Below are 13,194 nucleotides of genomic sequence, written 5' to 3'. Positions count from 1 at the left end.
CTCCAAGCTTCGGCCATGAAGCCAGTTTTCAACCCTAGATTATCATGATTCGACTTCCTGAGGAGGTGGCCGCTCGCTAGTATTTTCCTCCCGAGCGTGACGGAACGAACTGGCTCAGCATATTGCCGTTTTCGACACGGCGCTGATTAGCTGCGATTCAACGCTCGCCATGGCGTTAGGCGAATAGCCCTGCCCCGGCCAGTTCGATGAGCGCCGGATGCGGATATACCTCGATCAGGTCTCGCCCCCTGAGACTTGTCACCGCAAGGCGATACCCAGCGGCATCGAACCCTGCCCGCAGGTCGTCACTTATCTTGCCCGGACGGGTCGCACTTGGGGTGTGCGTCCCGCCACCTCGTGCTCCGTAAAGCGACGAGATCAGGTTGTCAGAAACTCTACGTCCGACGATCGGCATCACGGAAAGCGGCATGTCGATGGCAACGACATCAGGGGACGAACCCGTTTTCAACTCGACGGCACTCACAATTTCTCCTGCGTCCGGAATAGAGCCGTGATGCCGAATGAAAGCGAGGCCATCCGGAGCACTGAAGAACTCTTCGTAGGATGCAGCAACCTCGACAAGCTGCCAGCCACGTCCGTCATCAGAGATCAGCGCGACACCACTCGGTTGACGCTCAGTCCAAGCTGTGTCGATCCCTAGGACAAGCTTCACTTTTCTCGTACGGATGCGCTTCGGTCGGTCCAGTATGCCATCAGGCTGCCTTACCCTGTTCCGGCAATCAGAATCGTTCGTGATGAAATCGAAGCCGAGCGTTGTCCGGCGTTCATTGTGATCCCGCACCAGCATCTGGGATCACTCGATCGGCCCAGCTTCTCTTCGGATGAATGCAAGCATGCAAGGACTTTCCGGCGCACTGCAGAGTCTCCTAGTCGGGGAGCGGAGCTGCTGGCCGATCGGCAGGTCACTTTGAATGCCAAAGAGCGGCGCCGTAGTTTTTTCGGATCCATGACCTCACGAACCCTGACGATGAATTCACTGCCATCCGGCTACTACGCCGTCGTCGTGGGAGAAGACCATCAGGCCCTAAGATGCGCGATTTCGTGGGAGGACTGATCGACTTCTCGTTGGATCATGAGGCGGGTTCATCGGGGACGATCAGGCCAGGCTTCGAAGGGTCCGGTGTATACTTTGCAGGGACACCCGCTGCGATCTGCCTCCACAACAAAAGATGTACGCACCTTCACCTCTGGCGGGTGTTGTGAAATGCGTCGCCGGCATGAATCTCTGGTAGGACGAAATGCCTGAGGAAGAGCCATGAGTGATCGAAACAGAAACTCTCTCGAGAAACTTATTTATGCGGTGAGCTGGGTGGATGACGATGGAACTCCCGTCGACAGCGTCCCCGATCGTTTCCAATCGCTGTACCTAATAAGAAGCGACTACACGGGCGTAGAGCAAATCAATAGCTGGCCCCTATCTCGGAAAGGCTTCTCCAGCTTGACTATTCGTGATGCCGTCACGCTCGGTTTTTCAACGATAGAATACCTCGCTCTTATCAAGTACGAGGAGGAATTCTATCAGACCGTGCAGAGCGAAGAAGAACTCGACGCACTCATCGAGACCAGTCCCAGCCAGTCTCCCCGGTAACGGGCGGCGTCTCAGTCCTAGGCTTCATGAAGGTGTCATGTCGCATCAGTTCCAGACTCCCTTGCGGAGACGAACTGCGACGCGCTACTTCTTGAGGAACGTCCTCTGCCGGAACGCCGTAATGCTGTTGGACGCGGGCTTTCAGTGCAGTGAAGCCAGCTTGTTTCCACTGGCGGTCGGAATAAGATTGCAACTTGAGAGAACGGAGAAGGCGAAGAAGTGTTTCCGCGTCATTCTCCTCTACGATGCGCATTTCGTTGGCCTCTACCAGAGCGAACAGACGGCGGGTCCGAGCAGCATCCGGGCCTTTCACGACCTCTTCGAAGGCGTGGAGCACGTAGTCCCGCGTGACAGATGACTGCTTCAACATCTCCAGCGCATGTTTGGTAGCGGGATAATTTGCTGCGAGGAATCCCGTCGTTCGCGGAAGCTTCTCACCTAGAAGGTGTGGTGCGACCGCCAGCAGATTTTGAAACAGGAATTCCGGAGCAGGCCAGTCTGGATCCGACTGTAACGATTCTAAGCAGTATGAGGTCAGGCTCTGATCAAACTGTAAAAGGTCTCCCTCATCCAGATGCTCTGCGATCGCCGGATCCCACACGAAGGACCAGAACAAGGTCTTGGAGTAGTCATCTTCGAACCTGCCAATCTTGTGTAGCCTCCGGCTATAGAGACCTCGAGCTAGGTGCATGCGGATGTCGTCACGCCTGAGGGCAGAGAGCGTTTCTACGAAGGTTCGTGCATTCTGGCGGACCAGGTGTTCGGGGCTGGAAAGGCAGGTAGTGAGCATTGCGAAGAGGGCTCCGTAAGTCCTCGGATTGAATAGCTCAATCTGCTTGACTATTATCTTGCGTAGGTGCTCAGGCGCACCATGTGTCGGCAGAAATGCGTCGCCTTGAAGCCTTTCCTGGAGGTCGGAAACAGCCTGGCGTGGAAACAGTGAGCGCTTCGAAAGAAAGAAGCTGACGGCGTCACTGAGGAGATATCGGACGTGCTCCTTCGTGACGACGTGCCCGTTTGGATGCGCAGCATCGTTCCGTCTATTCCGGAGATCGTAGAGAAAACGGCTCTGCTCAGGTTCAAGGAGGTTTGCGGCCTTCATCTCGGTTTCGAGGGTCGCTTCGTACGCCTCATGAGGCTGGAGGCTCTCCAACTTGCGATGAACGGTCCTGGCGGGTGTATTGACTTCCGCGAGGTGCCTTAGCTGCTCCCGCAGATGGGAGAAGACGGTATTGTGGATCATGCCAACGGAGGCGCGATATGCCCCGTGGCGATAACAGACCACTGCTTCGCGAAAGTAGTCCGCGACCTCAGCATCGTGGATTTCCTCAAGACTAATTGCTATGTCGCTGACTGCGTCCACGGTCTCACCACCTTTATTCATGACCCCGTCATCGCGCCGAATCCTTTAGGGTTTCTTGAAAGTTAGAGCCAATCCTTAAAAAAATTGTTAGGCGGTCAGGCAGTCGGCACAGAGGGCGTACCGTCTACAACTGTTCCCACAAAGATTCGGATCTTCGAGCGTTTCGACCAAATCTGCCGTCGCATTGAAACCAATCGTCGTCCAGATCGATCCGATGGGCCCGATCTTTCTGTGCTGGCTCAGCAGTCTCAGTTCGTGTTCACTGAAGCGCTCCGGCGTTAGGTCGACTGGTTCAGATCGGTGCCGCAAGTTTTCGCAAGTCGGGTTCGCGCGCGATCTCAGCGCAGCACCTTTCGTAAATTGCGTCCCTGACTGCCCGTAGATGACGCTGGATGGTTTGCGTCTGGAGCTCCGTCGCCTCTCCTGCCGTCTCGCATTCCCGTTCGCAATGAAGTGCTAGACCGAGTTCTTCATTCACGACCTCTTGGAACGTCTTGCTGAACATCAAGCCATGTAAGCCTCGCGGCGTGATCTGATCGGACGCTCCGGCGGACATTTCTGCAATATCGATGCAAATACTCACAGCAGGATTTCCAGCATACGTCGGAGCCAGCCAGCTATCGTCCCAGCAAATTCGCTCGCCGTACATCCGAAATGGAATTCATAGAGGTGGTTCTGGTTTTCTGGGGCCATGAGCGAAGCCTTGAAGAGATATATGATGTCCCTCACTGCGCGAATTTCATCGTCACCGCCTTTGAGCAACTCTTCAAGGGGATCTGTCACCGTCGTCGACTCCAAGCACATTTCATTGACCCAACAGGATACTTTGGTCCTGACTAGAGCGTGGTGCCTAAGCAGCGGTTACCGGAGCTCAACGTGCTCGACGGAATTCAAGTTAAGGTTTACACCCTGGAAAGGGTGCCTACGCTCTGGGACCGAGTTGATTGGCGCGCGCAAGTGCACGGAAGGTGTGTTAGGTATGCCCGAGGAGCCCCGATGGCCCCTTTTGCCAGCCTTCGCTCGGAACACAGCTCCCCATCGGCATCGGGGATCATCATCAAAACAGAGGGCTTGATCGCGGCACCCTGCCCGGCGGGCCTTCTTGTCCACCGATTCACGATCGCTTTCGAACTCGGTAGGTTGTTCCTAGTTGGGCTGACCGTCGTTTCGCTTCAGATAGCCGTCCCTGCGTCCCATGGCTTCCTGGAGGGTGATGTTCCCCGTTCGGCTACGATCAGAGACGATATCGAACAAACCATGTATCGCCTCCTCTTGGTCTGGGATTGGCATGTCCAGGTTTTGCCCCAACGGGACTCTGATCCGCTTACCCGGTTCCAGTGGTCGCATGAGAACCTGGATCTCGTGGCGAGGAGGCATGGGCTCGTCTGCTATGGGTCCAAAGGACTTTAACTCGTCTCCGATAGGAACACGCAGCCGATGTGATCGGTTCGGGTTCGCTTCGAACCAGGATGCGTCAGCGCTCTTCCAGTCGGATGGCGCGGTGAATATCCTTGTCTTCTCCGGATCGACGCCTGCACGTTTGGCGACCTGGTGGCGCAGGTCGCGGCGCTCGGCGAAATGGCTTTGAAGCTGTAATATGGCTCCTGCCCTTTCCGCCGGGCTTCCGAGTGGCGCTGAACCTACTCCGTCACCGCCCAACGTGAGACCATGGGTATCCTTGTTCACATAGAGGCCCGACAGAGTGATCTCGGCGCGCTTGTCCTTGCAGCATTCGGAAACAAGGGCCGGAATGCCCGCCCTCGTGACACCGCCAAACGTAGCTGAATTGTGTGGAAGCGTTTTTTTTGCAAAGACTGCAACGGTCTCCGTCGGTCCTCATGATCGACTAAATCTGCCGTTCGACGCGTCTTTGTGCTGAAGGTTTCATGCACGCTTCATATCACGAAGCCGTCCGAGAAGAGAATCTACACTGTCTCGATAAACCAACGCCGGACGATTTCTTGGTGCCGGGTTTTCGTCACTAGGATTCCGTGCTTCCTATAGACACACGAGAAGATTCTTGGTGCCAGGTAAGCGACAATGATATTTGCAAGGCGTGCAATACAGAGAAGGCTCGATGCCCTGCGGGTAGCCATTGATTCAGAGGCGGTCGACGACATAGTCAGTCGCCTCAACGTTCCGGGCAAGGATCGGATGGCCGCAATGTGGGAGACCGTAGTTTTTTCCGGTCTTTCGAAATGTGGTGTCCTTGACCACGAGGTCGCTCTTGTCTCCGGACGGCGCCCGGACATCAGGTTCAGCAGCGCGGACCTGACGTTTGTCGCAGACGTCACGTGCGTTTCCGACAGCGGCCTAGATGAGCAGAACCCCTACCGGGAACTGATGCGTCTCCTATCCGAAGCGCAGGCCAGACTTGGTTTGCCGTCCGGCGGACTTGATCTCAAGGTACGATCACAAGATGTCGTCTCGCGACGTGGAAAGCGACGGGTTCTTCGGCTGCCCCCGAAAAACAAGCTTCCCGAATTCATCCGCGACGAAATCGTCCCAAGTCTACGCACGCAGATCGAGGAGAAAGCGTCACCGCTGCGTGTTGTTATCGATGATGGCGGAGCTGGACTGGAAATCACGATCAATCCCGATGGCTCGCAGTACACTACCGGAAGCTACGCTCCATACTCCTTCCCGACGATCAAAGATCAGAACCCTCTGTTTAATGCACTGAAACAAAAGGCTGGCCAACTTCGCGGGTCCAAGGGCATTACTGGGGTCATCGTGGGCGACGGGGACTGTGGGGCCTTGTCGTCCAACCGCCTAGCCCGTGATACGGTCCCGGCGGAAGACATTGCCCGTGATTTTCTCCGGCAGTATTCTTCTGTTGATTTCGTGCTCATGATCGCTGTCCAAGATGACATCGGATCGATCATGCCTCTGCAACACGTGAATTCGCTGAAGCCTATCCTTGTGACACGCGATAACGGACAGTTGCGGCAGCAGCTTGCGCATGTATTCGAGCGGATGTTGTCGGACTTCCCAAAACCTGTCGAGTCTGCCGTTAACGGCGCACTGCGCGCTGCGGAAGCTGGTTACGATCTAGGTCTTCATGGAGGAAGCGAAGTGGGTGGCAATAAAATCCGAGTGAGCGCACGTGAGATGATGGAGGTGCTGGCAGGCATGCGGACCTTCGACGACCGCGGAGCTCTGAATATCGAGGCCGCGCGAGAGGCACCCGAGCCTCCAAGCCGGATCACAACGGCTTTTCTCGGAATGCTGGCAACCGGACGACTCCCTTCCAAGATGACGGTGATAAGGACCGGCGACGACGAGAGCGACCACTGGGTAGAGTTCGAGTTTGACCAGGCAGACCCGGCCATCTCTCCGTTTCGCTGGTCAAAAGGATGAAACGTGTCGCCCTTGGCGTTTTGAACTCCCTTATACCTCATTGAGGTCACGCGGATGTCTGAGGCAATGATGAGACGAGATTTGAAAACTTGGGAACCTGGACACGGCTGGCATTAGGATGAGCAACGGCAATCAAAACGATGATGAGAACAGCGCGTCTGGAGCGTCCACCGCTCCTGTTGATTCTCAGGATAACGGAAATTTGGCGGATCGAACCTCTACGAGCGATCCGGCGGAGCTACCGCCATTCCAACTTGAGGCGATACGCAGTTCGGACTTGCATGCTGACGAACTGAAAAGCGTCTACGAGCTGTCACAGATGCCCGCGACTGAGCTCTTTCGCGAGCAGCTCGACACGCCGATGGCACGGATCGCACGGGGTCTCGAGCCGACGGCTTCGCAACACCGGCTTGCGGACATCATTCAGGGAACCTTGCGCTCTCCTTCAATGCTCCGGCTATCCGAAGAGATGGAAAGACTTCAAGCGGGAATGCGGCCTCTGCGAGGCCTGCAGGAGACGATGTCAGCCGTGAGCCTCATAGGTACACGGGCGGGTTCACTCGCAGGCCTTTCCGTAAACGGGTTCGGGATCACTCCATCGGTGGGGACCTCTTTGGGCGCGTGGGAGCCGTTGAAGATCGACAGCGCTCTCGGCGAAACCATCAGCGGCGTTCGGCGGGCGATGGATGATGCTCTGGCGCCTTACCGCAGGGTCGGTGACAGCCTGCGGCAGATGGAGGAACAGCAGAGAGATCTTCGGAATACACTCCTTGGTGCTCTATGCGGCCCCGTCGGTGAGATCACGAGAACCGCCCAGTGGATGGGTGGGATATCCGGAGATATCACAGGTTACGGGCCGCGGCTCGGAGATTCCATGAGAAACGCGGTCGAAGGAATGCGGTCCTCGATGCGCGGGCTGGAAGCACCCCTCACTGCTCACCTGGCAAGAATGAGTTCCGTGCTTGGGCTCGGACAGGCGTTTTCGGCAGAGTTCGAATCCACACGCGTCAAGATGTCGTTCCTTGCGGGCATCAGCGAAGTCTCGACTCCACAGTCATTCCTTCGGGGCGAGGCCTATCAGCAGTTATTCGGAGAGTGGCGGGTACACCCTCGCCTGCCGAGAAGTTTCTGGTACGACGTGAATGAGCGCACGCGGTTTTATAAGGATTCAGATGTTGATGATGGCCTGATCCATGCCAGCCCGGGCATGGCGTTGGAGATCATGATCGAAAGCGGCCTGGCGACAGGCATGCGCTCGGACGACGGCGCGGTCGCCGTCGTGGCGGTCGGGGACGTGTCCATGACAGTCAGATCGCGCTCACCGAGACATGATGCTTTTACTGCCGTATCGGTTTTCGAGCAGGAACTGAGAACATTCGTCTCCAGGAAGATGGAGGAGCGGTTCGGTACCTACTGGTTCAGGGACCGGGCATCGAACCTCGTGGGCAAGGCCAAGGCCGCACGCAAGGCCGCTTTGGAGCGAGGAGAGGAGTTCCTGCCGCTGATCGAGTTCACCGATCTCGGCGAGCTCGCCACCCTCATGCAGAGCAAGGCGAACTGGGATGATGTTTTCGGTGACATCTTCATTCACCGGGACGCCTTCAGTCTCGATATGCAGAGGCTTATCGCGGTTCGTCGCCCTGCGATGCATGCCCGACCAGTTGACGGCGTTCTTCTCGTCGAGATGCTCTGCGTCATAAGGAGACTTTCTGTCCGGATAGCGAATGACGGTGCATGGAAGGCGGATTCGGAACTCGACCGATAGGCAAAGAGTACTCCATGTTTAATCAGATATGGAATCTCTGAAGAACCAGAATACTCAACCTGACGAATGGCCAGAAGCTGCTGCAGATGCGGCCTCAAGGGCCGAAACGGAGGAAATCCCCGTTTCGTTCCCGGCCGCAGGCTCCATCGCTATCGCTTCAATAAACACCCGCCCGCCAGCAGCGTCGTGCGCACCTACTCGGATTTGAGTTGATCACAGATTTCGAACGCGAAATCACGCAGGCTCTCAGAGCTCGGTGCGCGATCTATCTTCACCCCTGTCATACGGGTGAACGCTAGCAGCATCGAGGTGACCGTGATCCAGAACCAATTCGGCGTAGGCTCAGACGCGGCCAAGAGCACCGAGCGAAGCCGCTCCCTGACTGAAGGGTGATCAACGGACCGGTCCCATACTTCACGTGGAGTGAGCACGACGATCGTAAGCTGCGCGATAACTATGCCCAGTATGCGCTTGCCACGAACATCATGAGGCAGCCAGCCGTTTGCAACAGCGTACGCATCGGCCTGGTCGAGCATCAGTGAGAGTGCCCATGCGTCGCAGGCGCGCTCCTCCTCGATCTTGTCATCGGGAGAGTTCCCAACAGGTTTGTAAAGCCCGTGTGCGATTTCATGCGCGAACACATACGCTCCCGCCATGCATACAAGATCGAAGGTTGCTTTCATCTCGGGGTCCGAAATCTTCAGCCCCTCCGTAGGAAATGGTGCTTCCGCTGGCCATTTGAATCCTTCAACACCGCCATGCTCTCCGATCTCAACGATCATCTTGAACAGCCGGTGAAACACCGCCTCTTTCTCCGCATGAGAAGGTGACAGAAGCCATGCTTCCGGATCGAAGTCCTTCAGCGGAAAAAGCGCGAGAGGCATGTTGTAAGCGTCGACTGCTCGCCAAGCGGCATATCCGGCGAGCCATAGTTGTCGGAGTGCCAGCTCGCTTACCTGGATTGTGCCCCACATCTGTTGAAGCAGGAAACGAGGTGTATCAATCAAACGGACGCGATCCTCCTCCTTTCCCCATATCACTCGAAGCTCGTCAATCCTTTCAGGAACAACGCCGGAAAAAAGTTGGTCCACGGCTTCGGAAACGTCCATACTGATTCACTCGATTTTCTGCGGGCTTACCTCTTTCGGAGGCGCCGATGTTGCTGGTGGAACTGCTTTCGGTGGAATCCTTAAATCCGAGCGAACTGTTCCTTCAGCTCGTCAATCATCAGCCCGAAGCCCTCGTCCTCTTCGGGATAGAGATGCTCTTCAGCAGCCGCGCCTATGCCACTTCGAGACCAGAAATCCCAAGGTCTGAACTTGATCTTGGAAATGAGCCTGAGGCTGAAGTCCGTTTCCTCGTAGGGGATACGGCTCTTGGTCTCCATCGCATCGATCTCCGGATATTCCCCGAGTAGATAGCCCTCCTGAACACCGGGCCGCATCGCTACGTAAGGGCAGACGCTCGACAGTCTTATTATCTGCAACCCGGCCTCTGCGCTGGTCGTCACTGCGGCGCTCACGTTCGGAACAGCCAAGACATATATGAACCCCCAGGGCGGGTTGCCGGAGGTTGCAAACGATGCAGCGATCCGCGGCGACAGGGTGACATCCAGAAGAGGCGTATCGACGACTTTGTAGTGCTGGAGGATTGCCCAGCGCACGATACGGTGCTTCCAGACCCTTCGCTTTGGGTCTGGAATTCCATGCCGATCAAAGGCCATTGCAAGCGCTTGCTCCGCGTCCTTCAGTCGACGGAACCGTTCATCCAGAGGCCCCTTACCGGGGTAGCGACCACGCTGTTCTCTTAGTATGCTGGGCTTGAGTATCGTAGCCCGGTTAGACATATGATCTCGGGTCTGCCCCCTCAACATCAGGACGAAGTCCGGATTGTGATACTGAATCTTCGCCAGAGTTCGGATGAGGTCATTGTAGTCATCAACGACCTTGCCACCACCGTGAGCAACCTCGGCCTGATTAACGACACGAATATCGTCACCTTCCTCGGCTACCCCCCAGAGTTCCTTCTGCCCTAACTTCTCCACGATCTCCTCCCGATGCAGCTAACGCAGTTTCATAGACGAGCGACTGCGGGAGCGAAAGTCCACGATTGCGCCGGGACCAGCCCGATCTTCAACTTTCCATAGTTGCTAAAGGTTTCATTCGCGTATCCGAGGTTCTTCAGGTCTTTGATGAGCCGAAAGGTCTCCGTGTCCACAGAAATGGCCCTAGAACATCAAGTCGTGTATCAGCAGGATGAGCTTACCTCTTTTTTCTGAACAGCCCGCTGCCGGAACGTGGGATCGATCTCACGCGACAGACGGCTCGTGGAGAAGGATCGAGGTCGGGATTTGGTCCGGCCCCATGTAATCAAAGCGATCCGGGAACCCTGTCCAAAAGATGCCGCCGTGATAAAGGAAAGGTCTGGCGTGATACCGGAGTTGATTGAGTGCGAATACGGCGTCGCGTTAGCTCACAGCGGCACCACCATTGACAGGATCACCGAATTCACGGCAATCGAAGCATATCGCAGAGCTTTCCTATCATTGAAATGGACAGGGAGCCTTCATGGTTCCCGCTTAAAGCATCAGCTTTCGTGACGTTTCATAACTCTTTCAAGGTCGATCGTGGATATTGGACGCCTTAGCACACTTCGGGAATTAGCGGTACGGAAGACGATGGCGGCCGTTGCCGAGGCGCTGTACGTGTCCCAGTCCGCGGTCTCGAAGCAGATTTCCTTGCTTGAGGAAGAGCTGGGTATCAGCCTGATCGAACGAACGGGACGTGTTGTCACGATGACGCTTGCCGGACAGCGTCTCGTCGAAAGGCCAGAAAGCATCATCAGGGAAATCGAATCCGCGCGCGCCGACATTGCCGAACTGAGGAGCACCATCTCCGGCGAAGTCCGCGTGGCGGCCTTTCCTTCGGTGGCGGCTACTGTCATACCCACGGTGGCTCGGCACCTTTGTGAGAATCATCCGAATCTCACGATCCAGTTCGAGGAGATGGAGCCTGCCGAGAGCATGGCCGCTCTTCGGAGCTGGCAAACTGATGTCGCAATCATTGATGATCTGTACGTTCCGAAAGACGCTATAGACCCGAACTTCGAAACCATTTTTCTCATGGAGGACGTGTTCAACGTCATGGTTTCTAAGGGCCACAAGCTTGCGGAGCGGCCGACGGTTCGCCTTGGCGAGATCAAGGATGATCGCTGGGCCCTCGACACGCTCTCGGACGCGTATACCCGAATGATTACGAATGCATGTAAGGCCGCGGGCACGCTGCAAGAGCTCCGAAGTGACTATCGCGATGGTTCGGGAGGGTTATGAAATTTCGATGATTCCAGGCCTGTGCGCCAGTCACGACCTTGAAGATGTCTGGGTATGCAAGATCGTCCCTGAGATCCGCCGAAAGATTTTCCTGGCGTTTCGCAAGGGCGAGAAACGCAGCCCGGCACTCCAAACTTTCGTCAACCAGATCACCGGAAAACCCTGAGCCATATGCGGCAACAAATCATAAAAGAGTTTCGCGAACGCCAACTGACCCAGCTCATCGAAGAGGTCAGAACTTGTGCCGACCGTGTAGCCTTCATACCGATGCTTCAGGGTGACGAGCGCCCGCCCCTGGAAGAGGTCCACGCTTCATTCGTGACGCTAGCGCGACGGAGTGGTTACTCGGTACGCCATATGTACGATCAATCACCGCATGACGCCGTCATTCTCACGGATACTTTTGGTAGGACATCGCTTTGGGTGGATCGCCATCTCCCACAAAAGCGTTGCCGAGAGGCATTCCTGCAATTTCTCAACCAGCATTCGAATGCGCCGGCTATTGACGCTCTAGGGTCTCGCTTCCATGTCGACCACGCATTCAACAAAGCGCGGGTCACAAACGCATCCAGCGAAATCGGCAACGACGCAGCGGTGAACGGCGCTCCGATATCAGCCGGATATCTCAGGCTGTATCTGATCGAGGGTTCGATCAACACTAGCTACGGTGCCGCGATCGAGAAACTCCGATCAAACGAACGTCTCGCGCTCAACGGCTTCAGGATGGCATCGTGGATGGTGCTACTGAAACTATCTGAAACCGTAAGACCGTCGAGTGACGAAGACTTCGATCTAGCGGTCAAAAAACTCGAACAGTTATTCGGCGAGTTCGCTTTCCAAACAGACCAGGACTTCTGCGACGCTCTCAAATCGGAGATGCGGCTCCTGAAGGACAGATCAACGTTGGTCTCCGGAGGACAGGTGATTTCTGTCGGAAGAGAAGAATTCACAGAGATGCTCGACCGCCACTGGTTTCAGCGAAGCCGACTTGCAAGACTCGTACATGAATACTTCGGTTGGACGATATACAACCTCGCCCGCCCCGATGGGAGTGGGGAAGAATTCGGGGTTCGTATAGGAGATACGGAAAGATACTATGTAGCGGATATACCGCCTCGCGTGGTTCACAGTCCCGTTGTGCTGCGCCGCAGTCAGGAGAACCACATCGCCGCGTCCGATGGCATCATGGCTGACGTCGATGATCCGACGATTTACACACGATTGATCCTGCTGTGCAATGATGAGGTAGCGCGGGCGATTAAGGCGGATGTGGCGTGGTATGGACGTGTACTGGACATACTGTCAGGCGAAAATCTCTTGAAACAAGAAGAACTGGAATTGGGTAGATATCGGCCCGGGCATCAGTAGCCGCGCGACATTGATCCTGCATGTCTTCTCAGTAGAGTCTAAATGGCATGCGCATCCAGCGACGCGCATGCCTTCCTCCTCGCTCTAACCAAAGTAGGCGAACACCTGGATTTCTACGACCCCCTTGCTTCAGCAAGCTCGCCTGCCACGCACGCGCGAATTGGCTTGCCACTCCCGGCGAGCCAATCTTCATACACTTCGTTTCTCCACTCGAAATTGGCCATGTCGGAGCCAGATCTGCATCCGCGTTAGCTCGGACCTTTCTGTTCCGGTCGTCTTGAGCAGTTCATCGATCTGCTCAAGGCACTGCCGCGTTTGTCCAACGGATTCGATGCCGCCGATCGGCCATCACGCAGATCCCGATAAAGCATGGGTGGATCTTCAGCCTGTGCTGCCGTTGT

At 55.9% G+C, this 13,194-nt stretch carries 9 protein-coding genes and 1 pseudogene; 5 read left to right on the top strand and 5 right to left on the bottom strand.

Annotated elements, in window-relative coordinates; genetic code table 11:
- Nucleotides 1-175: 175 nt before the first annotated feature.
- The gene (locus RRU01S_RS10610; RefSeq protein ID WP_165572220.1) at nucleotides 176-673 is read right to left on the bottom strand and encodes a DUF429 domain-containing protein; all 498 of its coding nucleotides are present in this window, start codon (nucleotides 671-673) and stop codon (nucleotides 176-178) included.
- 603 nt (nucleotides 674-1,276) lie between these two features.
- On the opposite strand from RRU01S_RS10610, the gene RRU01S_RS10605 reads away from it, so the two are divergent.
- A complete protein-coding gene (locus RRU01S_RS10605) occupies nucleotides 1,277-1,609 on the top strand; it encodes a hypothetical protein (protein ID WP_045230265.1) in 333 nt (110 codons plus the stop codon).
- On the opposite strand, the gene RRU01S_RS10600 is transcribed toward RRU01S_RS10605, so the two are convergent.
- Nucleotides 1,575-2,993 (bottom strand): hypothetical protein, encoded by a 1,419-nt coding sequence (locus tag RRU01S_RS10600; protein WP_045230264.1) that lies wholly within the window; start codon nucleotides 2,991-2,993, stop codon nucleotides 1,575-1,577. The two genes, RRU01S_RS10605 and RRU01S_RS10600, sit on opposite strands and share 35 nt — an antisense overlap.
- A gap of 558 nt (nucleotides 2,994-3,551) precedes the next feature.
- Nucleotides 3,552-3,755, bottom strand: a complete 204-nt coding sequence (locus RRU01S_RS10590; protein ID WP_131367785.1) for a hypothetical protein — start codon at nucleotides 3,753-3,755, stop codon at nucleotides 3,552-3,554.
- Between the two features lie 1,257 nt (nucleotides 3,756-5,012).
- Between RRU01S_RS10590 and RRU01S_RS10580 the strand changes: the two genes are divergently transcribed.
- Both RRU01S_RS10580 and RRU01S_RS10575 read left to right on the top strand, forming a co-directional pair.
- Nucleotides 5,013-6,332, top strand: coding sequence for a hypothetical protein (locus RRU01S_RS10580; RefSeq protein WP_045230260.1), 1,320 nt, complete (start codon nucleotides 5,013-5,015; stop codon nucleotides 6,330-6,332).
- Nucleotides 6,333-6,534: 202 nt separating this feature from the next.
- A complete protein-coding gene (locus tag RRU01S_RS10575; RefSeq protein WP_131367784.1) occupies nucleotides 6,535-8,097 on the top strand; it encodes a Swt1 family HEPN domain-containing protein in 1,563 nt (520 codons plus the stop codon).
- A 194-nt stretch (nucleotides 8,098-8,291) separates the two neighbouring features.
- Here the strand turns inward: RRU01S_RS10575 and RRU01S_RS10570 are convergent, their stop codons facing one another.
- Both RRU01S_RS10570 and RRU01S_RS10565 read right to left on the bottom strand, forming a co-directional pair.
- Nucleotides 8,292-9,206, bottom strand: coding sequence for a phage exclusion protein Lit family protein (locus RRU01S_RS10570; RefSeq protein ID WP_045230258.1), 915 nt, complete (start codon nucleotides 9,204-9,206; stop codon nucleotides 8,292-8,294).
- An 80-nt stretch (nucleotides 9,207-9,286) separates the two neighbouring features.
- Complete coding sequence (locus tag RRU01S_RS10565; RefSeq protein ID WP_045230257.1) at nucleotides 9,287-10,141, bottom strand: FRG domain-containing protein; 855 nt, start codon at nucleotides 10,139-10,141, stop codon at nucleotides 9,287-9,289.
- 633 nt (nucleotides 10,142-10,774) lie between these two features.
- On the opposite strand from RRU01S_RS10565, the pseudogene RRU01S_RS10560 reads away from it, so the two are divergent.
- Nucleotides 10,775-11,591 (top strand): annotated as a pseudogene (locus RRU01S_RS10560) (LysR family transcriptional regulator).
- Between the two features lie 5 nt (nucleotides 11,592-11,596).
- Nucleotides 11,597-12,793, top strand: coding sequence for a hypothetical protein (locus RRU01S_RS10555; RefSeq protein WP_045230256.1), 1,197 nt, complete (start codon nucleotides 11,597-11,599; stop codon nucleotides 12,791-12,793).
- Nucleotides 12,794-13,194: the final 401 nt, after the last annotated feature.

This window comes from Agrobacterium rubi TR3 = NBRC 13261, assembly GCF_000739935.1.
Taxonomy (GTDB): Bacteria; Pseudomonadota; Alphaproteobacteria; order Rhizobiales; family Rhizobiaceae; genus Agrobacterium; species Agrobacterium rubi.
The sequence above is the reverse complement of the archived record's forward strand: the minus strand, read 5'-3'. Positions and strand labels throughout refer to the sequence as shown.